This window comes from Mesorhizobium sp. LNHC232B00, from assembly GCF_000502435.1.
Lineage (GTDB): Bacteria > Pseudomonadota > Alphaproteobacteria > Rhizobiales > Rhizobiaceae > Mesorhizobium > Mesorhizobium opportunistum.
Map to the genome: position 1 here is coordinate 128,745 of NZ_AYWP01000010.1, position 25,610 is coordinate 154,354.

The following is a 25,610-nucleotide window of genomic DNA, read 5'->3' on the forward strand; positions in this document are numbered from 1 at the left end:
AGGCAAAGTGAAGCTCAAAAATTGTTTCGCGGCGGTTCTTCTAGCCGCGGGACGCGGAGCCGGCAAGGGATCGCGAGCACGGAGGCCTGGGCTGCCGACCAAAGCGATTACCTTGTCTTTGCCAATGCTGCTGTTGCTGGTTAGTGTGGCAGTCAAACCTCAGTCCAGATCCTTGCTATGCATCTCACCTCGCTGCTCATTTTCGCCGCCGCCCTGTTTGTCGCTGCCGGCTCACCGGGCCCCTCGATCGCGGCTCTGGTCGCGCGGGTCATCTCGAAGGGCTTTCGTGACGTGTTCCCGTTCCTGCTCGCCATGTGGATCGGCGAGGGCATCTGGCTATCGCTGGCGGTGTTCGGGCTGGCCGTCGTGGCGCAGACCTTCCATTTCGCCTTCGTCGTGGTGAAGTGGGTCGGCGTAGCCTATCTCGCGTACCTCGCCTGGAAAATGTGGACCGCACCTGTCGACGCCAAGGAAGGCGAGATGCCGCGCGAGGATTCTCCGGTGAAGCTGTTCTTCGCCGGCATGGCGGTGACGCTCGGCAACCCCAAGATCATGATGTTCTACCTGGCGCTGCTGCCGACCATCATCGACCTGGCCTCGGTCAGCATCGTCGGCTGGGTCGAGCTGACGGCGACCATGGCCGTGGTGCTCATTGCCATCGATCTCGCCTGGGTGCTCGCCGCCTCGCAGGCGCGCAAGCTGCTGAAGAGCAAGCGCGCCATGAAGATCGCCAACCGCATCAGCGCCACGACGATGGCCGGCGCCGCCGCGGCCATCGCGGCGCGGTCCTGAACCGGCGCGTCAACCCATAATATTGAGGATCGGCGCGATCTCGACGTTGCAGTTCGGCTCCATCAGGATCGGACAATCCTTGGCTTTGCTGGTGGCGTCGTCGATGTCTTTCGCCTCGATGATCGAATAGCCGCCGGTCGGGTTGCTGCCGCCATTGTTCTCGACCTTGCCGCCGGGCAGGACGGTTTTCGACATGCCAACCGGATTGCCACGGTCGACCACAGCCGAGCCAAGTTTTCCGAACCAGCCCGTCCAGCTGTCCGTCAACGCCTTTAGATCGGCCTCGGTCGCCGGCATCTTGCCGGAACCGTGATAGACGTAGAGAAATTTCGCCATGTTCTCCTCCCTTCATCAGCGGCATCGAACCGGCATGCGGTCACGCCGCGCGCCGATCATCGGACCAAACGGGCAAACAATCAACGAAGATGAGGGATAGCTGATATAAGGCGGGCAGGATTCCGGCCGCCGCGCCTCACCTTGCCATGGCGTGGTATTCGTCGTTCGGCCGCATGTCGATCGCAGCCGCCACGCGGTTCGACATGTTGAAGAAGGCAGCGGTCGAGGCGATGTCCCATATGTCGCGATCGGTGAAGCCGGCGTCGCGCAGCGCTGCCCGATCAGCCTCGACGATCTTTGCCGGCTGTTCGGTCAGCTTGACGGCGAATTCGAGCATTGCGGTCTGCCTGGGCGAAAGATCGGCGGCGCGGAAATTCATCACCATCATCTCGCCGAGCGCCGGGTCGCCGGACAGCTGGCGCACCGCCGCGCCATGCGCGGTCAGGCAATAATAGCAATGGTTGATGGAGGAGACGGCGACCGCGATCATCTCGCGCTCCAGCTTCGACAGGCCTGACTCACCCAGCATCAGATCGTTGTACATGTCGGTGAAGGCGCGCAGTTTCTTGTCGTCGAAAGCGTAGGCCTTGAGCACGTTGGGAACGAGGCCGAGCTTCTCCTCGCATTTGGCGAAATAGGCTTTTGTCGGCTCGCTCAACTCTTCGGGAGCCAGATCAAGCGCCGAAATTTTGCCGTTCATTGCTCATCTCTCCACCCTGGATGATGGCTTGCCGCCGAATTCCGACAATTGGAATTCCGATAATTCTTGGCAAGCCGTCAAACCTTTGTCGCCAAACAGCGGTCATCTGCTACCATAGTCTCAAAAGCATGCGACGGGAGGCAAGAAGCACCATGGCCAGCGTGAAAACCGCAGCTAAGTTGAAAAAGAAGGCAACAGCGGCGGCGAAAACGGAGGAAAGGCCAGCCAGGCTTGCCGATTACCTGCTTGCCCGCGCGCCGGCCGAAGACATCGCCGCCTATGAAGTGGCCGACCTCGAACGCGCCGCCGACCTCGCCGGTCAGGCGGTCGCCGGCCACAAGAAGGGTGAATGCGTCGTCGCCGTCGAAGCCGATTCGGGTGTGTTCCGCGAAGGCCGGCCGGTCACGGTGATCACCGTCGTCAACGACAACATGCCGTTCCTGTTCGATTCCATCCTCGGCGAGATCACGGAAACCGCCGGCGAGCCGAGCCTGGTCACCCACCCGGTCATCACGGTTCGCCACGGCAAGGGCGGAGTGGAAGAGATCCTCGGCGACGGCAATTTCGCCAAGGACGACGGCAGCCACGATCGGCTGAGCGTCATCCACGTTCATATTCCACGGGTGACGGTCGAAGCTGCGGCCGGCTTGACCGAGCGGCTGCGCAAGATGCTCGGCCAGGTTCACGCCGCCGTCCACGACTGGAAGCCAATGCTGGCCCGGCTCGACCAGGCGATCTCGGAGTTCCGCTATTCGGCGGTGCCGCTCGACAAGAAGAGCGTTGCCGAGGCGATCGCTTTCCTGGAGTGGCTGCGCGACGACAATTTCACCTTCCTCGGCATGCGCGAATTCAAATACACCGGCGGCGAGGAAAGCGGCACGCTGGAGCGCGCCGACAAGGCCGGCCTCGGCATCCTGACGGATCCCGACGTGCTGGTGCTCAGGCGCGGCACCGAAGCGGTGACGACGACACCGGAAATCCGCGCCTTCCTGCACGGGCCGGAGCCGCTGATCGTCACCAAAGCCAATGCCAAGTCGTTGGTGCACCGCCGCATCTATCTCGATTACATCGGCATCAAGACCTACACCGCCCAGGGCGCGTTGGCGGGCGAACTGCGCATCGTCGGCCTGTTCACCTCGACCGCCTACACGCGCTCGGTGATGAAGATTCCCTATCTCAGGTCCAAGGCCGAAACCATCATCGCCAAGTCCGGCTTCGACCGCCACGATCATTCCGGCAAGGCACTCATCAACGTGCTGGAGAGCTATCCGCGCGACGAACTGTTCCAGGTGCCGGTGCCGATCCTGAGAAAGCACGCCGCGGCCATTCTCGGCCTGGTCGAGCGGCCGCGGGTGCGGGCGCTGGTGCGTGCCGACCAGTTCGACCGCTTCGTCTCGATCCTCGTCTTTGTGCCGCGCGACCGCTACGACAGTGTCGTGCGCGAGAAGATCGGCGCCTATCTGAAAACCGTTTTCGAGGGCCGGCTGTCGGCCTATTACCCGGCCTTCCCGGAAGGCGGGCTAGCGCGCGTGCATTTCATCATCGGCCGCTCCGGCGGCAAGACGCCGAAAGTCGAGCAGGCGACGATCGAGGCGGCGATCCGAGACATCGTGCGGACCTGGGAGGATGCCCTTTCCGACGCGGCGGATGCCCATGGCGGGGACCAGGCGCTGAAGACAATCGCCGCGAGGCTGCCGGAGAGCTATCGCGAATCGTTCAGCGCGGCGGAGGCATTGGTCGATGCCGGGCGCATCGCCAAGATCGGCGCCGACAATCCGATCGCCATCGACTACTACCGCCATGCCGAGCAGAAGCCGCATCAGGCGGCGCTGAAGATTTTTCACCATGCCAGCCCGGTGGCGCTGTCGCGGCGGGTTCCGCTGCTGGAAAACATCGGCTTTCGCGTCATCAGCGAGCGCACCTTCGAGGTTGGTGACGAGCAGTCCGGCCGGGTCTTCATCCACGACATGGAGTTGGAGAACAGCTATGGCAAGCCGATCGACCTCGGCAATGGCGGCGCGTTGTTCGAGGACGCGTTCCTGTCGGTGTGGCGCGGCGATGTCGACAATGACGGTTATAACGGCCTTGCCCAGACCGCCGGCCTGTGGTCCGGCGAAATCACGATCCTGCGCGCCTATGGCCGCTATCTGCAGCAGGTCGGCATTCCGCAAAGCCAGGACTTCATCGCCGCGGCACTGAACCGCTATCCCGACATCGCGCGCGGCTTGCATGCGCTGTTCATCGCCCGGCTTGGCCCGACCGCCCAGGGCGAAGGCATGGTGGCGGCCAAGCATCTCAAGGCCAAGATCAAAGATGCGCTCGAAGATGTGCCCAACATCGATGACGACACCATCATTCGCCGCTACCTCAATCTGATCGAGGCCTCGCTGCGCACCAATCATTTCGTTGCCGATACGAAAGAGAAAGGCCGGTCGCTGGCGATCAAGCTCGACTCGCAGGCGGTCGAGGGGCTGCCGGCGCCACGGCCGTGGCGGGAGATCTTCGTCTACGGTTCCGAGGTCGAGGGCCTGCATCTGCGCTTCGGCCCGGTGGCGCGCGGCGGCCTGCGCTGGTCTGACCGCGCCCAGGACTACCGCACCGAGGTGCTCGGCCTGGTCAAGGCGCAGCAGGTCAAGAACGCCGTCATCGTGCCGGTCGGCGCCAAGGGTGGTTTCTATCCCAAAAAACTGCCGATGAGCGCCGGGCGTGACGCGATCTTCGAGGCCGGCACGTCGGCCTACAAGAATTTCGTCTCCAGCCTTTTGTCGATCACCGACAATATCGGGCTGGACGGCGTCATTCCGCCGGCCGGCGTCGTCAGGCGCGATCAGGACGATCCGTACTTCGTCGTCGCCGCCGACAAAGGCACGGCGACCTTCTCCGACACCGCCAACGCGATCTCCGAGAAACACGGCTTCTGGCTCGACGACGCCTTCGCCAGCGGCGGCTCGGCCGGCTATGACCACAAGAAGATGGGCATCACCGCCAAAGGCGCCTGGGAAGCGGTCAAGCGACATTTCCGCGAGATCAACCGCGATATCCAGACGTCGCCCTTCACGGTTGTCGGTGTCGGCGACATGTCGGGCGACGTGTTCGGCAACGGCATGCTGCTATCGCCGAAGACAAGGCTGATCGCCGCCTTCGACCATCGCGACATCTTCATCGATCCGGACCCGGACATGGCGGCCTCGATGGCCGAGCGCGAGCGCATGTTCGCTCTCGCCCGCTCATCCTGGCAGGACTACGACAAGAGCAAGCTTTCGGAAGGCGGCATCATCGTCTCGCGCAACCAGAAGTCGATCACCTTGCCGGCGGCCTCGGCGGCGGCGATCGGCTTGGCCAAGACGACCGCCACGCCGGTCGAGATCATGACCGCCATCCTCAAGGCGCCGGTCGATCTCCTGTGGTTCGGCGGCATCGGCACCTATCTGCGGGCATCGACCGAAACCAACGCCGAGGTCGGCGACCGTGCCAACGATGCCGTCCGCATCACGGCACTTGACGTTCGTGCCAAGGTGATCGGCGAGGGCGCCAATCTCGGCGTCACGCAGCGGGCGCGCATCGAGTTCGGCATGAATGGCGGCCGCTGCAATTCCGACGCCATCGACAATTCGGGCGGCGTCAACTGCTCCGACGTCGAGGTCAACATCAAGATCGCCTTGGCGTCGGCCATGCGCAAGGGATCGCTGACGCGTCCGGCGCGCAACAAGCTGCTGGCCGAGATGACCGGCGAGGTCGGCTCTCTGGTGCTGTCGAACAACTACCAGCAGACCCTGGCGCTTTCGATCGCGCGCAAGCGCGGGCTCGCCGACATCGCGCATCAGGCGCGGTTCATGACCGCGCTCGAGGCGCGCGGCCTGCTCGACCGTGCCGTCGAGACGCTGCCGTCGCCGGCGGCCCTTGCCGAGCGCGAGGCGCGCGGCGAGCCGCTGACCCGGGCGGAACTCGGCGTGCTGCTCGCCTACGCCAAGATCGTGCTGTTTTCCGACATCGTCGCCAGCGACGTGCCTGATGATGCGCATTTCGACCGCGACCTGATGGGCTATTTCCCGGACCGGATGGGCAAGAAATACGCCGCCGAGATCCACGGCCATAGGCTGCGCCGCGAGATCATTGCCCGTGTCGTCGCCAACGACCTGGTCAATCGCGGCGGCCCGTCCTTCGTCAACCGGCTACAGGAAGCGACGGGCCGCGCCGCCGCCGACGTGGTGCGCACCTTCGCGGTGGTGCGCGACGGCTTTGCGCTGCCGGCGCTCTATCGCGAGATCGACGCGCTCGACAGCCAGATCGACGGCCAGGTGCAACTCGATCTCTACCAGATGGTTAGCCGGCTGATCTATGTGACCAGCGGCTGGTATCTGAAGAACGATGCCGGCACGGCGCCGCTCGGTCAGCGCATCGCCGAGCTGCAGGACGCGCGCAAGGCGCTGGAGCCGAAACTCGTTTCGCTGCTGCCGGCCTTTTCACGCGAGCGGATCGAGGAGAAGCGGCACGGGCTGTTCAAGGCCGGCGCGCCGGAACGATTGGCCGGGCAGTTGGCGCTAAGCGAGGTGGCGGAACTCATCCCCGACATCGCCCTGACGGCGCGCACCGCTGGTGCCGACATCGTCGCCGCTGCCAAGGCGTTCTTCGCCGTCAGCGACGCCTTCCGCATCCCGCGCGTCGAGGACGCCGCACGCTCGATCACACCTTCGGACTATTATGACCAACTCGCTCTGTCCCGTGCCACCGACACGATCGGCGCGTCGCGTCGCGGCATCGCGGTGGCGGCGCTCACCGGCCATGCCGATACGGCGGACCCGGTGGTGGCCTGGCTGGAAGCCGGCGGCGAGCGGGTGGCGCGCATCCGCGAGCGGTTGCAGGCGCTCACCGAAGGCGGCGACATCACCGTGTCGCGGCTGTCGGTGGCGTCAGGCCTGATGAGCGATCTGACAGGGATGTGAGGCCGATAGCGTGCATAGCAGATTGGCGCATGCATTGTTATGCCGCGCTGGTCGACCCCCACTCCGTCTCGGCTTCGCCGAGCCACCTCTCCCCCGACCGACGGGCAGAGGAAAGGCGCCAAGCTCTTTGCCGTCAACGCGCGTCCAGCAACGCTCCTTTCCTTTTCCTCCGGAGGGGGGAAAGGTGGCGCTGCGAAGCAGCGACGGATTGGGGGAACCACGTGGCAATCGAGCCTCGGCCGATCAGTCACGCTAATCACACAAGATGTGCGCATAGCGCAGCTTTCGTGGGGGTACGGAACCCAGGAGCAATGAACGGCAGCTGGACGCTTGTCATTTGCGCGGTCATGAAAAACATGCAGACATGGCGCCCGACACGGGCGCGGCCGGGGGAATCATCATGGCGGTAGAAACAGTGCAGCGTGCGTCGGGACGCGGCATCTGGGGATGGATGTTCTTCGACTGGGCGGCGCAGCCGTTCTTCACGGTCGTCACCACCTTCATCTTCGGCCCCTATTTCGTTTCGCGCATGGCTGGTGATCCCAATATCGGCCAGGCCGTCTGGGGCTACGGCATCGCCGCCGCCGGGCTGGTCATCGCGGTGCTGTCGCCGATCCTCGGCTCGATCGCCGACCAGACCGGGCCGCGCAAGCCGTGGATCGCCTTTTTCGCCGCGATCAAGATCACCAGCCTCATCCTGCTGTGGTTCGCGGCGCCCGGCTCGAACCTGTTCCTGGTCGTGGCGCTGTTCTCGCTGGCTTCCGTGGCTGCCGAGTTCTCGACCGTATTCAACGATTCCATGATGCCGCGGCTGGTGCCGAAGAGCGAGATCGGCCGCATCTCCAACATCGCCTGGGGCCTCGGCTATCTCGGCGGCATGATCGCGCTGATCTTCGTCGTCACCTGCCTGGCCGGTTCGCCGGAGACCGGCAAGACGATCATCGGCATCGACCCGCTGTTCGGGCTCGACCCGAAGCTCGGCGAAGACGCCAGGGCCACCGGGCCGCTATCGGCCGGCTGGTATTTCCTGTTCATCCTGCCGATGTTTTTCTTCACGCCGGACGCCATCAAGGGCATTCCGATCGGGCCAGCGGTGCGTGAAGGCCTGTCGGAGCTGAAATCGACCCTGGCCGAGGTGCGCAAGCGCGGCGGCATCTTCCGCTTCCTCGTCGCCCGCATGATCTATCAGGACGGCGTCAACGCCCTGCTGGCGCTCGGCGGCACGTTCGCGGCAGGCATGTTCCACTGGTCGATCACCGAGATCGGCATGTTCGGCATCATCCTCAACGTGGTCGCCATCTTCGGCTGCTGGGTCGCCGCACGGCTGGACACCGCGCTCGGCTCAAAGGCCGTGGTGATGATCGCGTTGGTCATGCTGTCGGTCGCCACCATCGGTGTCGTCTCGACCGGTCCGGGCTTCACGCTGCTCGGCCTGATCCAGCTGCCGACCACCGATTCCGGCGGGCTGTTCGGCACGGCGGCGGAGAAGGCCTACATCCTGTACGGCCTGCTCATCGGACTGGCTTTCGGGCCGGTGCAGGCGTCGTCGCGTTCCTATATGGCGCGCAGCGTCACGGCCGCCGAATCCGGCCGCTATTTCGGCATCTACGCGCTGGCCGGCCGCGCGACCAGTTTCCTGGCGCCGTTCCTGGTGGCGACGATCACCGCGGTGAGCGACTCGGCCCGGCTCGGCATGGCGGTGATCATCCTGTTCCTGGCTATAGGCATGGCGATCCTGCTCAGGACGCCTTATCCGGCGGATCGGCCGGTGGAATAGCGCCTCTTCCTTCTCCCCTTGCGGGAGAAGGTGGCCTCGCGTAGCGAGGTCGGATGAGGGGTGCGCCAGGGAACGCCAACGCCTCACTCCGCTGGAACACCCCTCAACCGTCTCGGCGCTGTCGCGCCGATCCACCGCCCTGGGGCGAGCCACGGGTCTCGCCCCGTCCTTCGGACCCCACAGGGGGAGAAGGAAAAAGGTGCTTCAATGCCTGAAGTGCCTGACGCCCGTGAACACCATGGCGATGCCATGCTTATCGGCGGCGGCGATGACATCTTCGTCGCGCATCGAGCCGCCGGGCTGGATCACCGCGGTGGCGCCGGCTTCGATGGCCGACAGCAAACCGTCGGCGAAGGGGAAGAAGGCGTCGGAGGCGACGACCGAGCCCTTGGTCAGTGGCTCCGCCATGCCGGCCGCTTCGGCCGCGTCGAGCGCCTTGCGGGCGGCGATGCGTGAGGAATCGACGCGACTCATCTGGCCGGCGCCGATGCCGACGGTGGCGCCGTCCTTGGCGTAGACGATAGCGTTCGACTTGACGTGCTTGGCGACGCGGAAGGCGAATTTGAGGTCGGCCATCTCGGCCGGCGTCGGCGCGCGCTTGGTCACCACCTTGAGCTCCAGCTCGTCGACCACGGCATTGTCGCGGCCCTGGACCAGCATGCCGCCGGCGACGGACTTGACCGTCGTGCCGGGCGAGCGCGGGTCGGGCAGGCCGCCGGTGACCAGCAGGCGCAGGTTCTTCTTCGCGGCGACGATCGCCGCCGCCTCGTCGGTCGCGTCGGGCGCAATGATCACCTCGGTGAAGGTTTTCACGATCTCTTCCGCCGCCTCGGCGTCGAGGGTGCGGTTGAGAGCGACGATGCCGCCGAAGGCCGAGACCGGGTCGCAGGCCAGCGCCTTGGCGTAGGCGGCTTTCAGCGAGGCGCCCTCGGCGACGCCGCACGGGTTGGCATGCTTGATGATCGCCACGGCGGCGGAGCGGCCGGGATCGAATTCGCCGGCCAGTTCGAAGGCGGCGTCGGTGTCGTTGATGTTGTTGTAGGACAGCTGCTTGCCCTGCAGCTGGCGCGCCGTGGCGACGCCCGGCCGCTTGTCGCCATTGACGTAGAAGCCGGCGCCCTGGTGCGGGTTTTCGCCATAGCGCATCACCTCGGTCAACCTGCCGCCGAAGGCGCGCCAGGTCGGATGCTCGATGTCGAGCGCTTCGGCGAACCAGCCGGAGATCGCCGCGTCATAGCTGGCGGTGCGGGCAAAGGCCTTGGCGGCCAGCTTCTTGCGGAAGTCCAGCGACAGCGAGCCGATGTTCATCTCCAGCGCGTTCAGCACCGAGGCGTAGTCGCCAGGATCGGTGACGATGGCGACGTAGGCATGGTTCTTGGCCGAGGCGCGAATCATCGCCGGGCCGCCGATGTCGATGTTCTCGACGATCGCTGCATAGTCGGCGCCGGAGCGGCGCACCTCCTCGAACGGATAGAGATTGGAGACGACGAGATCGATCGGCTCGATGCCGTATTTGTGCATCGCCGCCGAATGTTCGGGGTCGTCGCGCACGCCAAGCAGCGCGCCATGCACCGATGGATGCAGCGTCTTGACACGGCCATCCATGATCTCGGGAAAGCCGGTGAGCTCGGAAACGTCGCGCACCGTCATGCCGGCCTCGGCGATCGCCTTGGCGGTGCCGCCGGTCGAAACCAGTTCGACGCCGGCCGAAGCCAATCCCCTGGCGAAGTCGATCAGGCCGGTCTTGTCGAAAACGGAGAGCAGAGCACGGCGGACGGGAACGAGGTCCGGTGCGGGAATGTTCTTGGCGGCGACGGCCATGGGCTGGCGGCCTTTCACGGCTGGAGGGGCAAGCCCGCGCCCTAGCACATGATTTCAGGAAATCAAACCGGCGGTCGGGTTTTGACGCAATTCACAAGGGAAAGCGCTGCGCGCTTTTCCCGGAAAAACCGCTTCACACTTTCCTGGAATTGCTTCAGTTGTTTTCCGGGTAGCCGGCGATGCTGGTGCGCGTCAGCTGCCAATGGACTTCGGCCACATCGGACGCCTTGAACGCAAGCACGATCTGGCGGTTGCGGCGCGGGCCGCCAAGACCGGCGAAATAGATCGATTCCTCGACCTCCGGCACCACTTCGCTCGAGGTGAACACCCAGGTGTCGGCCTGATCGGCGGTCAGCACCAGGCGGTCATGCTCGTCCTGCAAAAGGTTGATGTCTGGATGGATATGGAAGCGCACGGTGACGAAGTCGCGGCCGTTGTTGCGGATCTCGGCATTGCCGGGCCGCTGGAANGATGGATATGGAAGCGCACGGTGACGAAGTCGCGGCCGTTGTTGCGGATCTCGGCATTGCCGGGCCGCTGGAACCGGTCCCTGCCGGCGAGCACATTGCCGTTCGAGGACAGTTTCAGGTCGCGCTCATGCAGGAAGCCGAAGCGCTGGAGATAGCCGTCATGACGGGCGATGAAGCCGTGAACGCCCTTCTGGTCGGTGCGCTTGCACTGGACATGCTGCGGGCCGCCAATCAAGGGCGAACCCAGCTGATCGTTGACCCGCAGCGAGTGGGTGAACCGCGCCGAAGAGGTGTCGTTGATGGTGGCGGTCGAGTGCGCGGCGGTGGCGCGGGCCAGCGGCCGGAACTCGGCGGCGCCATAGGTGTCGATGCCGGCGTTGACGATGTAGTGCTGGCGGCCCGACGACAGTTCGAAGGCGAGACAGCCGGCGTGGGCCGCGTTGGACACGTCGACCGGCGGCGGCAGGCCGGTATCGGCAATGACGGTGGTGCCGCCCATCGACAGCCGCTCATAGCCCGAATGCGGCGCGTGCAGCAGCGGAGCTCCGGCGGTGTCGTCGTGGCGCAGGATGGTGGCGATACGGTCGTGGATCGTGGCGCCCATGCCGTTGAAGCGGGCCAGGCTGCCATCCTGGTGGCGGAAGAAGCGCAGCGCCGGCAGCATGCGGTCGATCGCGCCGATCAGCGCTTGCGGCGGCGCCTCCGCCTGGTTGGCGTAGGTCTGGCGCAGTGGCAAAAGGTCGGCGAGGATTTCCAGCACCGTCATCGGATTGCGCGAGATATGGCCGCCGTCGGCGAGGATCTGGCGGTTGAGTTCCTCGGCCAGGTTGCGGGTGGCGCCGCGCAGCGCCGAAGCCGGCGCCGGCAGGGAAAGCGCCGCGAAGGCCAGCGCGATGCGGGCCCGCAGCCGGTCCTTGCCGTCAGGCATTTCGCGGGCCATCGACCTCAGGTAGCGGATCTGGACGGCCAGCGATTTCAGGAAGGCGCGATAGAACGGAAACTCCGCGCCTTGCAGCACCACGGAAGAATGCTGCAGCCAGGCGATGATGCGCTTGGCCGTGATGCCAGGCTCCCAGGCGATGCCGGAAATATGGCTGCCATGCATGGTGATCCAGTCGGAAACCAGAGCGCGGGCATTGGCGGCGGCAAGCTCGGTGCCGGCTGCGCGCATGTGGCGAAGCCAGCGAAAGCCATGCAGCGTCTTTTGCCAGCCGTGATTTGGAACATTGATCTGGAAGGGTGACTTGCCGCCGGTCTCGACCAGATGCCCCGACAAGGGATAGCGGCCGTAATAGATCTCGAGCGCGATCTGCGGGTCGGCGAGGCGCAAGTCCGGCGGCGCGATAAGCACGCGTTCGGGCGTGCGCCCGGAATAGCGCCAGCGATAGACTGGCCCGGCGCGCAAGCGCCGGCGCGTCTTGCGCCAGAACTCCTTCGCGACAAGCGTCCAAAGACGCGTCGTGTTGCTGGCAACCAGTGCCAAAAGCCCTCCTGGACGTCCTCTACCCCGGTGCAAGTTTATATGATTCAAGAACTTATGCGAAGGCCGATTTCGCCTGATCGAGCCACTTCACGCGGCCGTGGCCGGTCGTCCCTAAAAAAGTCACGTCTTTTCCGGGTCATACACCTGGTTCATGCCGCGACTTAGGTCCTCTTGTGGCGTGGCGATCGGCACAAGGCATAGTGCCGGCTGGTCATGAGCGAAAGAGTCCCGGTCGGTTTTCCACCTATGGGAAGAGTTGAGATACCAAGCTATTGTTCTGCCAAGGTCGAAGCCATCCAGGTGATTGAAATGTCGATATCAGCCGGCGAACAGCCATTGCGGGGCGCCCCGCCGGTTGCCTTGACAGCCAACGGCAAGGTGCTGTCGACGATGCCGAACAGGCTGGGCTACCTTTCGCCGACGGACCCTTCCATTGGCGTCGAGGCCATTCGCCGCCTTTTTGGAACGCAAGGCTATGTCTGGCTGAAAGGGCTCTTGCCGCGCGGTGAGGTGATCGAGTTTCGCGGCTGGGTGCTTTCCCATCTTGCCGATAGCGGACTTTTGAAGCCGGCGACCAACCCTTCGCTCGGTATCGCTTCCGACAGTGCTATCGATCACCAGCTCGCCAATCGTCGCTTGATGTCGGTGGTCCGTTCGACGGCCTATGAGGGCTTTTGCGCGCAGCCGCGCCTATCGCGCCTGATGGACGCTTTCACGGGCGGGTTATCCTACCTGCACAAGCGAAAGATCATGCGCTTCACCTTGCCTGGCACCGCCACCGCGACGCCTGCGCATTACGATCTCGTCTACCTGCGCGGCGGCACAAGCCGCGTGGTGACGGCCTGGATACCGATCGGCGATGCCTCGATCGACATGGGAGGTCTCATCTACCTGGAGGGATCGCATGCCATTGGCACTACCCTGGAGGCACAATTCGCCAGGGACAATGCCGATCTCGGTCCCGAGGAACGCATCAGCGCCTACAACCGCAATATGACAGAGGGTGGCTGGGTGTCGAAGGACCTGCCTCACATGGCGGAACAGTTCGATACTAGGTGGCTGATGGCGGATTTCGAGGCGGGCGACATCGTCCTTCACTCGCCCTACATGATCCATGCCTCCACCACCAACCAGAGTAAAAACGGACTGATCCGACTGTCGACGGATATCCGCTACCAGAATGTCGACGACGAAATCGATGCTCGTTGGGGCAACCACTGGAGCCTGGACGACATGCTCTAACTCTTTGTTTTGACGCAATTCCGGACGGAAAACCGTTCACACTTTTCCTGGAATTGCTCTAAAGAGCTCGGCGCATGCGCGCGGCGAAGAAGCCGTCCAGACCCGAGCGCTCCGGCGCTCCGAGGTCGAGGTCAGCGGGCGTGGTGCGCAGCGTGCCTTGCGCCGTCAGGAACGAATCGATGCCGGCGATCTCGCCCTGATGCAGGGGATCGTCGGTGACCGCCGGCGTTGCCTTGAGGAACGCGCGATGGAGATCCTCGCCTTCGATCGGGTCGAGCGAACAATTGGAAAAGACGATCCGGCCGCCTGGCCTGACCAGGGTGACGGCGCGGGCCAGCAGCCTGTTCTGCAGATCGGCGAGTTTTTCGACATCGGCCGCCGTCTTGGTCCAGGGCACGTCGGGATGCCGGCGCACCGTGCCGGTCGACGAGCAGGGCGCATCGAGGAGCACGGCGTCGAACAGTTCCGCCGGCTCGTATTTGATGAGGTCGGCCTGGACGATGTCCGCTGCAAGGCCGAGGCGGTCGAGATTCTGCGCCAGCCGGGCCAGCCGGTTCTTCGAGCTGTCGACGGCGGTAACCCTGGCTCCGGCCAGGATCAGCTGTGCGGTCTTGCCGCCGGGCGCCGCGCAGAGATCGGCGACGCGCAGTCCCCGGATATCGCCGAACAGCCGGGCGGGAAAGCTGGCCGCCGCATCCTGCACCCACCAGGCGCCCTCCGCGAAACCGGGCAGTTCGATAACGGGGCCGGCAAGATTTTCCACTCGAACCGTCCCGGTCGGCAGCACGATGCCGCCGAGCTTTTCGGCCCAGAGTTCGGGATCGGCCTTGACCGTGAAGTCGACCGGCGCTTCATGCCGGTGGGCCGCGAGAATTTGCTTCGTCTTGTCGGCGCCATAGGCGGCCTTTAGCCGGTCGGAGAACCATTTTGGCGCTTCGTCGGTGGTGGCAAGGGCAGCTGGCAGTTCCGTGTCCTTGGCTCGCGCCAGGGTGCGCAGCACGCCGTTGACCAGGCCGGAGAAGCGCTGCGTGCGCGGGTCGGATTTGGCGTGGGTCACCGCCAGGTCGACAGCGGCGCTGTCGGGAATATCGAGGAACAGGATCTGCGCGGCCGCCACATGCAGGATGTGGGACAAAGCGGTGGCGTTGGGCGGCAGCGGCTTTTCCAGGCGCCGCGCCAGCAACCCCGTAATGGTCATGCGATAGCGCAGCGCAGTGACCAGGATGGCGCGCACCAGGCCACGGTCGCGCGGATCGAGCGCCTTGTATTGCGGATGGCCGTTCTCGTGGTCGGTCAGGCCGTCGAGCGGCGTCCTGGCATCCATGACAGCGGCAAGCAAGCGCGCCGCCGCCTTGCGGGCGGCGAGACCAGCGACGAATTCGCCTCCGTCCTTGTGCTCCTGATCGCCTGAAACCGTGCGTCGAGGTCCTCTGTCCGCCACGCTCACGACCACCGGCCTTTGGGCCCGGTCGGGTTGCGACCCCATGGATTGGAGTTCGGCTTGGCGGGTTCGGCGGACTGTTCCGGTGCGGCCGGCTTGCCCCACGGCCCGGCCGATTGGACCTCGTCGGCCCGCGGCGGCACGGGCGCCCTGCGTTCCGCCGTCCGGGGGGCACTGTCGCCCATCTGCCGCGCCATTTCCTGCAGCGCAGCGATGCGGTTCTCGGTGGCCGGGTGGGTGGAGAACAGACTGTCCATGCGCTCGCCGTGTAGGGGATTGATGATGAAGAGATGCGCCATCGCCGGATTGCGCTCGGCATCGGGGTTGGGAATGCGTTCGGCGCCACGGGCGATCTTGTCAAGCGCCGATGCCAGCCACAGCGGGTGTCCACAGATTTCGGCGCCGCGCCGGTCGGCCTCGTATTCGCGGGTGCGGCTGACCGCCATCTGCACGATCATCGCGGCGAAGGGCGCCACGATCATCGCGGCCAGCACGCCGACAAAGCCGAACGGGTTGTTGTCGCGGTTGCCGCCGAGGAAGAAGGCGAAGTTGCCAAGCATCGAGATGGCGCCGGCAAAGGTAGCGACGATGGTCATGGTCAGCGTGTCGCGATGCTGGACGTGGGCGAGCTCGTGCGCCATGACGGCCGCGACTTCCTCATGGGTCAGCCGCTGCAGCAAGCCGGTGGAGGCGGCAACCGCGGCGTTCTGCGGATTGCGGCCGGTGGCGAAGGCGTTCGGCTGGGGACGTCGATCAGATAGGTCTTGGGCATCGGCAGGCCGGCCTGCTTGGCCAGCGCCTGGACGATGGCGTAATATTCCGGCGCGTTCTTCTCGTCGACCTCGACGGCGCGGTTCATCGACAGCACCATCTTGTCGGCGTTCCAGTAGCTGAACAGATTGGCGCCGGCGGCGATCACCAGCGCGATCATCATGCCGCCCGACCCGCCGATCAGGAAGCCGACGCCCATGAACAGCGCCGTCATCGCGGCAAGAAGCATGGCGGTGCGAATGGTGTTCATCGGCTGCTCCTGTCCAGATCGCGAAAGGGGGTCGATAGTCCTGAGCTCATCGCTATTATGATGGGAAACGCCTGTCCCTGTTTCAATCCGCTGGAAATATCGCATGAACGACGAACCCAGTAAAACGCCGGCCGAAACCGATGACGACACGCCGTCAAAAGCACTGACGCCAGCCGCCCGCCGTGCCCTGGCGGAAGCCGAGGCACGACGCGCTGAGTATCGCGAGAAGGAGGCCGCCCTGCCGAAGGAAATCGGTGGCCGTGGCGGCAAGGAACCCGGCCGCTACGGCGACTGGGAAGTCAAAGGCCTGACCAGCGATTTTTAGGGTGTGTGTTGAAATTCAGGTGAGACTGGCCACCCTTTTCGACTCGGCCTGACCTGAATCCCGACACACCCGATAACGCCACACCTAGGCGGCGCTGCGTTGCGCCTCAAGCGCCAGCCAGCCGCGCTCGTCGACGGTGATGCCGACCGCATCGTAGCCGGCGATCGCGGCATGCTGCGTCGCCATCGGATGCTGGTGCGTGGCGTTGATCACCATGACCGCGGCTTCCGCTGCCTCGGCCGCCGCGATGCCGGCAGGGGCATCCTCGAACACCAGGCAGTCGCTCGCGTCGAAGCCTAGCCGTCTTGCGCCGAGCTGGAAGCAGTCGGGCGCCGGCTTGCCTCGGGATACGTCTTCCGCCGCGACGAGAACGGCGGGAACTGGAATGCCGGCAACCTTCATGCGTGCAAGCGCCAACGAGCGTGGCGCGGAGGTCACGATCGCCCAGCTCTCGGGAGGCAGCGCCTCGAGAAACGCCACGGCGCCGGAGATCGGCATAATGCCATCGAGATCGTCGGCCTCGGCTTTCAGCAACAGGTCGGCCTCATGCGCCGGATCGACGCCTGGGAGGGCAAGGCCGGTGATGGTCTCGATCGCCCGCACACCGTGGATCGTCGGCAGGAAGGCGGCGACGTCGAGGCCGTGACGACGTGCCCAATCGCTCCACACCCGCTCCGCCGAGGCGATGGAATTGATCAGCGTGCCGTCCATATCGAAGAGGAAGGCGGCGAATTTTCTGCCTGCAAACATGATTTTCCTTGAAGTCCGGGGAGCGTGTCGAGGGAGGGAGCAACCGTAACGTCAAGGCACTGACATGGGAAGGCGCGAGGGTGTCTTTTCGGACGCTCCAGGGAACCACGGCTCCCCTCCGGCGTTTCAACGACACTGCTTTCCATGACGATTGAAGGGGGGACGTGTGATGCTGATCCGGCTCGGCTATGAAATCGCCATTGAATGCGCCGAGGCCACTCCGGTGATTTCGCTGCTCGAGATCCACAAGGACAGGCAGGCCGACATCAAACGGCAGACGCGTGTGCTGACATCGCCTTCCGTGCCGACCAGGCTCTACCATGACATGCACGGCAATGCCTGCCGCCGCTTCACCGCGCCTGCCGGGGGCTTTCGCATCCTTTACGACGCGGTGGTCGAGGACAGCGGCGAACCGGATGAGGTCAACACGCTGGCCAGGGAGCTACCGGTGTCCGAACTGCCCGACGAGGTGCTCGGTTATCTCCTCGGCAGCCGCTACTGCGAGACCGATCATCTCAGCAATCTTGCCTGGCAGCTGTTCGGTCATCTTCCATCCGGCTGGGCGCGGGTGCAGGCGATCGTCGACTATGTCCACAACCGCCTGTCGTTCGGCTACGGCTATGCGCGTTCGACCCGCACGGCGGCGCAAGCGCATGAGGAACGGGTGGGCGTCTGCCGCGACTTCGCCCATCTGGCGATCACGCTCTGCCGCTGCATGAATATCCCGGCGCGTTATGTGAACGGCTATCTCGGCGACATCGGCGTGCCGACCGATCCGGCGCCGATGGATTTCTCGGCCTGGATGGAAGTGTTCCTGGACGGCAAATGGTACACGTTCGACCCGCGCCACAACCGGCCCAGGATCGGCCGCGTCGTCATCGCGCGCGGCCGAGACGCCACCGACGTGCCGCTGCTGCACAGCTTCGGCCCGCACCGGCTCAGCCTGTTCAAGGTTTGGACCTATGAACAGGAAGGCAGGCTGTTCAATCCGCCCTACCACGGCATCGACAAGACGGTCAGCGCACGGATGCTGGCCTAGCCTCTCACCATTTCGGTTTGCAGTTGGGGACAACTGGTCCGCTTGGGCACACAAGCGCTGTGCCGCAACAGGACGTCGCCAGACGATCGCCCGCAACATCGAAACCCTGGCGCTGACGAAGTAGGCTCGCCCCAAAAAGGAAAAGGCCGCCGCTTCTTGCGAAGCCGGCGGCCTTCCGTGTTTCCGTCCATGGCGCGGCCTGTGGCGGCGACCCGAGGGTCACCCTCCGCGCATCTCGCGCCTTAACGGGAAGACTGCTTCCCGAAAGTGCAATCCTGCGAGGCCACGTTCTGGAAAACGAAATCACTCGACATCGGATCACCTCCTTTCGATTTGTTGAACACATGGACATGATGGGGTGCGTTGCAGCAAATGACAAGATGCCATGCTGAAAAAGGCACCCTGCCGGAACTGCGGCGGGCATTTCATTGCGCTTGCGATCCGCGCGCCAAATGGACAAGATCGCGTCATCGAGCCGCAGGGAGGGAGCATGGACGCTACCGAGAAAGCCGCGCGCGTCGTTCGAACGGTGATCGAAACGCTGAAGCCCGGTTTTGCCGTCAGGCTGTGGACCGGCGAGCGGATCGGCCCCGCCGGCGGGCCAGTGCTCACCGTCAACGACCAGGACATCGTCTGGCAGGTTGTGAGGCGACCGTCTTTGTCGACGCTGATCGAGATGTGGATTTCCAAGACCATAGACATCGAAGACGGGACGCTGTTCGATTTCTATGCCCTGCCGTCGCAAGGCAAGCTGCGGACCAAGCTCAAGTCGCTGCCGAAGCTGGCGATCCTGCGCGACCTGCCTTCCGTGCTTTTGTCACGCAAGCAGATGAGCGCGCGGACCGATCTGTCCGGGCGCAATCCCTATGTCAGCGGTTCGAGCAAGGAAGCGATCCAGCATCACTACGACATTTCGAATGCCTTCTACCGGCTCTTCCTCGACGAGCGCATGGTCTACAGCTGCGGTTACTTCAAGGATTTCGCCAACGGCATCGACCAGGCGCAGGCCGACAAACTCGACCACATCTGCCGAAAACTCCGGCTGAAACCGGGCGAAAAGCTGCTCGACATCGGCTGTGGCTGGGGCGCCATGCTGATCCATGCCGCGAAGAATTACGGCGTCGTCGGTCACGGCGTCTCGCTGTCGCAGGCCCAGACCGATCTTGCCCGCGAGCGCATCCGCGCCGAGGGGCTGGAGGACCGCATCACCATCGAGATCAAATCCTATGCCGAGCTCACCGGCTCTTTCGACAAGATATCGTCGATCGGCATGTTCGAGCATCTGGGTATCGCCAACCACGCCGCCTACTTTTCCACCGTCCACCGGCTGCTGAAGCCGGGCGGCATCTATCTGCATCACGCCATCACCAGGCGCAGCAAGGGCGACATGAAGAAGACCCTGCGCAAGGGACCGGAATACAAGGCATTGCTCAAATATATCTTCCCCGGCGGTGAACTCGACACGATCGGCATGACAACCGGCAATCTGGAGGCGCACGGTTTTCTCGTCTACGATGTCGAGAATTTGCGCGAGCATTATGCCCGCACCTGCAGGCTGTGGGCCGAGCGGCTGCAGGATCGCTTCGATGAGGCAATCGCCGAGGTCGGCGAGGCCAAGGCGCGGCTGTGGCTGCTTTATCTGACCGGGTGTTCGATCACCTTCGAGCGCGCCTCGGCGCAGATTTTCCAGACCGTCGTCACCAAGCGCGCACGGGGGCCCAGCGGCCTGCCGCCGACGCGGGCGGATCTTTATCCGTAGTTATACGAACCGCATCGTGTCGCCGACAGCGACACGTGCCGGCCTGTCGACCGTGCAATACACCCCGAGGTTATGGGCGTTGTGGCGGACCAGGTTGCGCAGGATGCCGGGATCGTTGTCGAAGCCGTCCTGGGCGATGATGGTGAAGCCGCAGCGGCGGCATGGTTCGGAGATGGTCAGCAGGAGATCGCCGATCGCCAGCTTGCGGCCGATCCATTCCGTCTCCGGAAAAGAGCCTTCGATCGCCGCCATGTCGACTACGATGTTGGGGCGGAAGCGGCGCGGGTCGGCGGCGCCTTCCGGATGCAATGCCTTCAGGCGCGCCAGCGAAGCCGTGGTCAAGAGATGAATGGGCGCCTTGCGGTAGCGTTCCGCCGTCATTGGGCCGGAATAGCCAGGCGCATTCTCCTGGCTGAACGGCCGGAGCGAGGCTTCGAAGCCGAGATAGGCCGACACCGCGCGGTCGCTCTCGACGCCGGGAGCAGACAGCCATTCGCCGTCGGGGACGGCGACCTCAAGCTGGCGAGCGGGGTTCAACCGGGTGCGGATCAACGGCACCTTGTGCCATTTCTCGGCCCGGTCCGGCCGGGCGATCTCGTTGTCGGATGCATCGACCAGGCCGAAGATGCGGTCGCCCTCGATGCTTTCGAGTGCAACGGAGATCGCCTCCAGGCGTTCGCCGGCGAGCGAGCTCGCCGGATAGCGCCAGAGTTCGCTGACAGTGCCGAGCAAGGCCGCGTCCCGCATCACCCCTTCTTGTTCTGCCGGTTTGCGACCAGGTCGTCGACCACGGCTGGATCGGCGAGCGTCGAGGTGTCGCCAAGGGCGGCAAAATCGTCCTCGGCGATCTTGCGCAGGATGCGGCGCATGATCTTGCCGGAACGCGTCTTGGGCAGGCCGGGCGCGAACTGGATCTTGTCGGGCGAGGCGATGGCGCCGATCTCCTTGCGGACATGGGCGACAAGCTCCTTGCGCAGCTCTTCGGTCGGTTCGGCACCCTTCATCAAGGTGACGTAGCTGTAGATGCCCTGACCCTTGATGTCGTGCGGGTAGCCGACGACGGCGGCCTCGGAGACCTTCTCATGGCTGACCAGTGCCGATTCGACTTCGGCCGTGCCCATGCGATGGCCGGAGACGTTGATGACGTCGTCGACACGGCCGGTGATCCAGTAGTAGCCGTCAGCGTCGCGGCGGCAGCCGTCGCCGGTGAAGTACTTGCCCTTGTAGGTGGAAAAATAGGTCTGCACGAAACGGTCGTGATCGCCATAGACGGTGCGCATCTGGCCCGGCCAGGAATCGGTGATGCAGAGGTTGCCGTCGGCCGCCCCTTCCAGCACCTTGCCTTCGCCGTCGACCAATTGCGGCTCGATGCCGAAGAAAGGCCGCGTCGCCGAACCCGCCTTGAGGTCGGTCGCACCTGGCAGCGGCGTGATCAGGATACCGCCGGTCTCGGTCTGCCACCAGGTGTCGACGATCGGCACCTTGCCGTTGCCGACGACGTTGAAATACCACTCCCAGGCTTCCGGGTTGATCGGCTCGCCGACCGAGCCCAGCACGCGCAGCGACTTGCGCGAGGTCTTCTTCACAGGGTCATTGCCCGCGCCCATCAGCGCGCGCAGCGCCGTCGGCGCGGTGTAGAAGATGTTGACCTTGTGCTTGTCGATGACTTCCCAGAAGCGCGACTGCGATGGGTAATTCGGCACGCCCTCGAACATCAGCGTGGTGGCGCCGTTGGCGAGCGGGCCATAGACGATGTAGCTGTGGCCGGTCACCCAGCCGACATCGGCGGTGCACCAGTAGATGTCGCCGTCATGGTAGTCGAAGACATATTGGTGCGTCATCGAGACATAGACGAGGTAGCCGGCGGTGGTGTGCAGCACACCCTTCGGCTTGCCGGTCGAGCCCGAGGTGTAGAGGATGAACAGCGGATCCTCGGCCTTCATCTTCTCCGGCTTGCACTCGGCCTTCACCGTCGCGACCTCGTCGTGGTACCAGACGTCGCGGCCCGGAGCCCAGCCGATCTTGCCGCCGGTGCGGCGCACGATGACGACGTTCTTGACCATCACATGCTGTCTGGCGGCGATGTCGATCGCCTTGTCGGTATTGTCCTTCAGCGGGATCGGCTTGCCGCCGCGCAAGCCCTCATCTGCGGTGATGACGAAGGTCGATTCGCAATCGACAATGCGGCCGGCCAGCGCATCCGGCGAAAAGCCGCCGAAGACGATCGAATGGATGGCGCCGATACGGGTGCAGGCCAGCATCGCATAGGCGGCCTCCGGGATCATCGGCATGTAGATGGTGACGCGGTCGCCCTTCTTGACGCCGTGCTTCTTCATCACATTGGCGAGCCGGCAGACATGCTCGTAAAGCTCGTTGTAGGTGATCTTCTTGTCGTCGTAGGGATTGTCGCCTTCCCAGATGATGGCGGTCTGGTTGCCGCGCTTCTTGAGGTGGCGGTCGATGCAATTGTAGGAAACGTTGGTCAGCCCGTCCTCGAACCACTTGATCGAGACCTTGCCGTCGAAGGAGGTGTTCTTGACCTTGCTGTAGGGCTTGAACCAGTCGACGCGCTTGCCGTGCTTGCCCCAGAATTTGTCCGGGTTCTTGATGCTGTCGGCATACCATTTCAGGTAGGTATCGTTGTCGATCAGCGCATTCTTCTTCCACGCCGGCTGGATGCGATGGACATGAACCTCGGACATTCCTGACTTTCCTCCCGAACCATCGCCGGCTTGAAATGCCGGCGGGATCGCGGCGACACGACCGCGAATTCGGCGGCATTATTACCAGTTCCGCCGTTACGGCAATATTAGACGTTGGATTCGCGCGGCGGGATGCCGCAGGCGGGCTTTGGAGGGCTGTCAGCACTCAGCCCAGCGCGCTGCTAACTGCATGTTTTCGCGTGCTAAAGCCGGTTTCGATGAAGAAAAAATCAATAGACGGTTAATCAACGGCGCGCACAATCGGCCTTGGGAGGAGAGGAGAATCAACAAGGGACCGCCCAGGGGGACCGCAATGCGCGATCATGCCGAAATGGACCTGATGCTCAAAGGCTATGGCCTGACCACGGCCAAGATTCTGTACCACTTTCCCGATCACCCGCATCTGCTGCAGAGCTTTATCTGGCAGGACTACGACATCGCGCCGAAGTTTCCGGTGCTGATCAAATTCATCGAGTTCTGGAAAGCCAAGCTCGACGGGCCGCTGCACTCGATCAGCTACACGCACCAGAAACTGATCGCGCCGAACGAGTGGCGCAAGGTGGATGGCGAGTTCGTGCTGCACTGAGGCGAGTTGGTTTGTTGAGGTTGGGGCTCTACGGCGCCCCCCTCTGTCCTGCCGGACATCTCCCCCTCAAGGGGGGAGATTGGATGTCGTGACGACTTTCGCCAGTATCGAGAGGGGGGGCGCTGTCCCGCGAGTCTCTCGTTAATTGCGGGGGGTTCAGACCGCCGGCGGGTTGAGCCGGGCGAATCCCTCCTGGCGTCGATAGGGGAAGTACGGGTAGGGTGCGGTGACTTCGCTGGCGGCGTCGAGCTTTTTCATCTGCTCCGGTGTCAGCGTCCAGCCGACGGCGCCGAGGTTCTGGCGCAGCTGCTCCTCGTTGCGGGCGCCGATGATGACCGATGACACGGTCGGGCGCTGCAGCAGCCAGTTGATGGCGATCTGCGGCACGGTCTTGCCGGTTTCCTGCGCCACCGCATCAAGCGCATCCATCACCCGATAGAGATGCTCGTCCTCGACCGGCGGACCGAAGCTCGCGGTGTCGTGCAGCCGGCTCGTTTCCGGCAGAGGCTGGCCACGGCGGATCTTGCCGGTCAGGCGGCCCCAGCCAAGCGGGCTCCACACCAGCGCGCCGACGCCCTGGTCGAGGCCGAGCGGCATCAGTTCCCATTCATAGTCGCGACCAACCAGCGAATAGTAGACTTGGTGCGCGACATAACGCGGGTAGCCATGCTTATCCGCTTCCCCCAGCGACTTCATCACTTGCCAGCCGGAGAAGTTGGAGACCCCGACATAGCGCAGCTTGCCGGCGCGCACGAGCGCGTCCAGCGTCGACAAAACCTCGTCGATCGGCGTGCCGGCGTCGAAGGCGTGCAGCTGCAGCAGGTCGATGTAATCGGTGCCGAGACGGTTCAGCGCGGCGTCCACAGCCTTGATCAGCCGCGAACGCGACGAGCCGTAGTCGGCCGGTCCGTCGCCCATCGGCAGCGAGGTCTTGGTCGAGATCAGCACGGCGTCGCGGCGGCCTTTTATGGCTTCGCCGAGCACCTCTTCCGAGGCGCCGTTCGAATAGACGTCGGCGGTGTCGAACAGATTGACGCCGGCCTCGAGGCAAATGTCGACCAGCCGGCGCGCTTCCCTGGCGTCGCTGTTGCCCCAGGCGCCGAACAGCGGGCCAGAGCCGCCAAAGGTTCCCGCGCCGAATGAAAGTGCGGGCACTTTCAGGCCCGATGCGCCGAGAGGTCGATAGTCCATTTTTCTACTCCTGATGATATCGAAAACGGATTGCGGGCGAACCTTACGGGCGAATGCTGACGGGCGTGCCGAGCGAGGCGCTGCGGTCGAGGCGCAGCGCCAGCCCGGCGACGCCGAGGGCCGCGACCGGCAGCAGGGCGGCGACCCAGGTGAGCGCGCCAAGGCCGAGGCCGTGGGCAATGACCGCGCCGCCAAGCCACGCACCGCCGGCATTGCCGAGGTTGAAGGCGGCGATGTTGAAGGACGAGGCAAGGCTCTGGCCCGCGCCTTGGGCCTTTTCCAGCACCCACATCTGCAGCGGCGCGACGGTGGCGAAGGCGGCGGCACCGAGCAGACCGACATAGATCACGGCCATCACCTGGCTGTGGATGGCGAAGCTCATGGTTACGAGCACCAAAGCGAGCGCGACGAGGCTGCCGAGCACGGACGGCACCAGCCAGCGGTCGGCGACCTTGCCGCCGGCGAGATTGCCGGCGATGAGACCGCCGCCGAAGACGAGCAGGATCGGCGATACCGCCGCTTCCTTGAAGCCCGAGAGCTCGGTCAACAGCGGGGCGATGTAGGTGAAGACGGCGAAGACGCCGGCATAGCCAAGCACGGTGGTGGCAAGGCCAAGCAGGACGGGCGTGCGGCGCAGCACGGCGAGATCGGCGCGCAGGTCGCTCTTCTCGGGTGCTGTCCGGCTGCGCGGCACCAGGGCCAGGATGACGGCGAAGGCCGCCAGGCCGACCGCGGTTACCGCCCAGAAGGTCGCGCGCCAGCCGAAAGCCTGGCCGAGCCAGGTGCCGAAGGGCACGCCGAGGATGTTGGCGATGGTCAAGCCGGTGAACATCAAGGCGATCGCCGAAGCCTTCCTGTTGGGTGCGACAAGGCCGGTGGCGACCACCGAGCCGACGCCGAAGAAAGTGCCGTGGGCAAAGGCGGTGATGACGCGGGCGCCCATCAGCGTCCAGTAGTCGGGCGCCAGCGCACAGGCGAGATTGCCAAGCGTGAAGATCGCCATCAGCGCCAGCAGCACGGTCTTGCGCGGCCAATTGCCGGTGGCGATGGTGAGCAGCGGGGCGCCGATGACGACGCCCAGCGCATAGCCCGAAATGAGCTGGCCGGCGGCCGAGATCGAGACGCCAAGGTCTTTGCTGACATCGAGCAGCAGACCCATGATGACGAATTCGGTGACGCCGATGCCGAAGGCACCGGCGGCGAGGGCGTAGAGAGCAAGAGGCATGGTGGTT

17 protein-coding genes and 2 pseudogenes are annotated in these 25,610 nt (G+C 64.4%); 8 read left to right on the plus strand and 11 right to left on the minus strand.

Features of this window, described 5'->3' with window-relative positions; genetic code table 11:
* Positions 1–177 precede the first annotated feature (177 nt).
* On the plus strand, positions 178–792 hold the full coding sequence (locus X743_RS154105; RefSeq protein WP_023766016.1) for a LysE family translocator: 615 nt from the start codon (positions 178–180) through the stop codon (positions 790–792).
* 9 nt (positions 793–801) lie between these two features.
* On the opposite strand, the gene X743_RS154100 is transcribed toward X743_RS154105, so the two are convergent.
* Both X743_RS154100 and X743_RS154095 read right to left on the minus strand, forming a co-directional pair.
* Positions 802–1,128: a hypothetical protein gene (locus tag X743_RS154100; RefSeq protein ID WP_023766017.1), complete on the minus strand. Its 327-nt coding sequence runs from the start codon at positions 1,126–1,128 to the stop codon at positions 802–804.
* A 136-nt stretch (positions 1,129–1,264) separates the two neighbouring features.
* A complete protein-coding gene (locus tag X743_RS154095) occupies positions 1,265–1,828 on the minus strand; it encodes a peroxidase-related enzyme (protein ID WP_023766018.1) in 564 nt (187 codons plus the stop codon).
* 152 nt (positions 1,829–1,980) lie between these two features.
* Between X743_RS154095 and X743_RS154090 the strand changes: the two genes are divergently transcribed.
* On the plus strand, positions 1,981–6,771 hold the full coding sequence (locus X743_RS154090) for an NAD-glutamate dehydrogenase (protein ID WP_023766019.1): 4,791 nt from the start codon (positions 1,981–1,983) through the stop codon (positions 6,769–6,771).
* 400 nt (positions 6,772–7,171) lie between these two features.
* A complete protein-coding gene (locus tag X743_RS154085) occupies positions 7,172–8,548 on the plus strand; it encodes an MFS transporter (protein WP_023766020.1) in 1,377 nt (458 codons plus the stop codon).
* Between the two features lie 204 nt (positions 8,549–8,752).
* Here the strand turns inward: X743_RS154085 and purH are convergent, their stop codons facing one another.
* Both purH and X743_RS01000000168965 read right to left on the minus strand, forming a co-directional pair.
* The gene (gene purH, locus X743_RS154080; protein WP_023766021.1) at positions 8,753–10,369 is read right to left on the minus strand and encodes a bifunctional phosphoribosylaminoimidazolecarboxamide formyltransferase/IMP cyclohydrolase; all 1,617 of its coding nucleotides are present in this window, start codon (positions 10,367–10,369) and stop codon (positions 8,753–8,755) included.
* Between the two features lie 154 nt (positions 10,370–10,523).
* Positions 10,524–12,322 (minus strand): annotated as a pseudogene (locus X743_RS01000000168965) (heparinase II/III family protein).
* A gap of 309 nt (positions 12,323–12,631) precedes the next feature.
* On the opposite strand from X743_RS01000000168965, the gene X743_RS154075 reads away from it, so the two are divergent.
* Complete coding sequence (locus X743_RS154075) at positions 12,632–13,564, plus strand: phytanoyl-CoA dioxygenase family protein (RefSeq protein ID WP_023766022.1); 933 nt, start codon at positions 12,632–12,634, stop codon at positions 13,562–13,564.
* A 58-nt stretch (positions 13,565–13,622) separates the two neighbouring features.
* On the opposite strand, the gene X743_RS154070 is transcribed toward X743_RS154075, so the two are convergent.
* Both X743_RS154070 and htpX read right to left on the minus strand, forming a co-directional pair.
* A complete protein-coding gene (locus tag X743_RS154070; protein ID WP_023766023.1) occupies positions 13,623–15,017 on the minus strand; it encodes an RsmB/NOP family class I SAM-dependent RNA methyltransferase in 1,395 nt (464 codons plus the stop codon).
* Positions 15,008–16,026, minus strand: a pseudogene (gene htpX / locus X743_RS01000000168970) (zinc metalloprotease HtpX). The gene X743_RS154070 and the pseudogene htpX overlap by 10 nt, the downstream one beginning before the upstream one ends.
* 103 nt (positions 16,027–16,129) lie before the next feature.
* Here htpX and X743_RS154065 point away from each other — a divergent pair.
* Entirely contained in the window at positions 16,130–16,351 is a 222-nt protein-coding gene (locus X743_RS154065) for a DUF1674 domain-containing protein (protein WP_023766024.1), read from the plus strand.
* Between the two features lie 84 nt (positions 16,352–16,435).
* Here X743_RS154065 and X743_RS154060 read toward each other — a convergent pair whose 3' ends face one another.
* Complete coding sequence (locus tag X743_RS154060) at positions 16,436–17,101, minus strand: HAD-IA family hydrolase (protein WP_023766025.1); 666 nt, start codon at positions 17,099–17,101, stop codon at positions 16,436–16,438.
* A gap of 169 nt (positions 17,102–17,270) precedes the next feature.
* Between X743_RS154060 and X743_RS154055 the strand changes: the two genes are divergently transcribed.
* Both X743_RS154055 and X743_RS154050 read left to right on the plus strand, forming a co-directional pair.
* Positions 17,271–18,140: a transglutaminase family protein gene (locus X743_RS154055; protein WP_023766026.1), complete on the plus strand. Its 870-nt coding sequence runs from the start codon at positions 17,271–17,273 to the stop codon at positions 18,138–18,140.
* Positions 18,141–18,630: 490 nt separating this feature from the next.
* A complete protein-coding gene (locus tag X743_RS154050) occupies positions 18,631–19,899 on the plus strand; it encodes a cyclopropane-fatty-acyl-phospholipid synthase family protein (protein WP_023766027.1) in 1,269 nt (422 codons plus the stop codon).
* On the opposite strand, the gene X743_RS154045 is transcribed toward X743_RS154050, so the two are convergent.
* Entirely contained in the window at positions 19,900–20,646 is a 747-nt protein-coding gene (locus tag X743_RS154045; RefSeq protein ID WP_023766028.1) for an MOSC domain-containing protein, read from the minus strand.
* Positions 20,646–22,601: an acetate--CoA ligase gene (gene acs, locus X743_RS154040; protein WP_023766029.1), complete on the minus strand. Its 1,956-nt coding sequence runs from the start codon at positions 22,599–22,601 to the stop codon at positions 20,646–20,648. Before acs ends, X743_RS154045 begins: the two co-directional genes overlap by 1 nt.
* 313 nt (positions 22,602–22,914) lie before the next feature.
* Here acs and X743_RS154035 point away from each other — a divergent pair, with 313 nt between their 5' ends.
* Positions 22,915–23,187, plus strand: coding sequence for an usg protein (locus tag X743_RS154035; protein WP_013892414.1), 273 nt, complete (start codon positions 22,915–22,917; stop codon positions 23,185–23,187).
* Between the two features lie 156 nt (positions 23,188–23,343).
* Here X743_RS154035 and X743_RS154030 read toward each other — a convergent pair whose 3' ends face one another.
* Positions 23,344–24,378, minus strand: a complete 1,035-nt coding sequence (locus X743_RS154030; RefSeq protein ID WP_023766030.1) for an aldo/keto reductase — start codon at positions 24,376–24,378, stop codon at positions 23,344–23,346.
* Between the two features lie 43 nt (positions 24,379–24,421).
* Positions 24,422–25,603, minus strand: coding sequence for an MFS transporter (locus tag X743_RS154025; protein WP_023766031.1), 1,182 nt, complete (start codon positions 25,601–25,603; stop codon positions 24,422–24,424).
* Positions 25,604–25,610 lie beyond the last annotated feature (7 nt).

Coding starts and splice junctions, on each gene's coding strand:
- X743_RS154105 (WP_023766016.1), top strand. CDS start 178: ATGCATCTCACCTCGCTGCTCATTTTCGCCGCCGCCCTGTTTGTCGCT.
- X743_RS154100 (WP_023766017.1), bottom strand. CDS start 1,128: ATGGCGAAATTTCTCTACGTCTATCACGGTTCCGGCAAGATGCCGGCG.
- X743_RS154095 (WP_023766018.1), bottom strand. CDS start 1,828: ATGAACGGCAAAATTTCGGCGCTTGATCTGGCTCCCGAAGAGTTGAGC.
- X743_RS154090 (WP_023766019.1), top strand. CDS start 1,981: ATGGCCAGCGTGAAAACCGCAGCTAAGTTGAAAAAGAAGGCAACAGCG.
- X743_RS154085 (WP_023766020.1), top strand. CDS start 7,172: ATGGCGGTAGAAACAGTGCAGCGTGCGTCGGGACGCGGCATCTGGGGA.
- purH (WP_023766021.1), bottom strand. CDS start 10,369: ATGGCCGTCGCCGCCAAGAACATTCCCGCACCGGACCTCGTTCCCGTC.
- X743_RS154075 (WP_023766022.1), top strand. CDS start 12,632: ATGTCGATATCAGCCGGCGAACAGCCATTGCGGGGCGCCCCGCCGGTT.
- X743_RS154065 (WP_023766024.1), top strand. CDS start 16,130: ATGAACGACGAACCCAGTAAAACGCCGGCCGAAACCGATGACGACACG.
- X743_RS154060 (WP_023766025.1), bottom strand. CDS start 17,101: ATGTTTGCAGGCAGAAAATTCGCCGCCTTCCTCTTCGATATGGACGGC.
- X743_RS154055 (WP_023766026.1), top strand. CDS start 17,271: ATGCTGATCCGGCTCGGCTATGAAATCGCCATTGAATGCGCCGAGGCC.
- X743_RS154050 (WP_023766027.1), top strand. CDS start 18,631: ATGGACGCTACCGAGAAAGCCGCGCGCGTCGTTCGAACGGTGATCGAA.
- X743_RS154045 (WP_023766028.1), bottom strand. CDS start 20,646: ATGCGGGACGCGGCCTTGCTCGGCACTGTCAGCGAACTCTGGCGCTAT.
- acs (WP_023766029.1), bottom strand. CDS start 22,601: ATGTCCGAGGTTCATGTCCATCGCATCCAGCCGGCGTGGAAGAAGAAT.
- X743_RS154035 (WP_013892414.1), top strand. CDS start 22,915: ATGCGCGATCATGCCGAAATGGACCTGATGCTCAAAGGCTATGGCCTG.
- X743_RS154030 (WP_023766030.1), bottom strand. CDS start 24,378: ATGGACTATCGACCTCTCGGCGCATCGGGCCTGAAAGTGCCCGCACTT.
- X743_RS154025 (WP_023766031.1), bottom strand. CDS start 25,603: ATGCCTCTTGCTCTCTACGCCCTCGCCGCCGGTGCCTTCGGCATCGGC.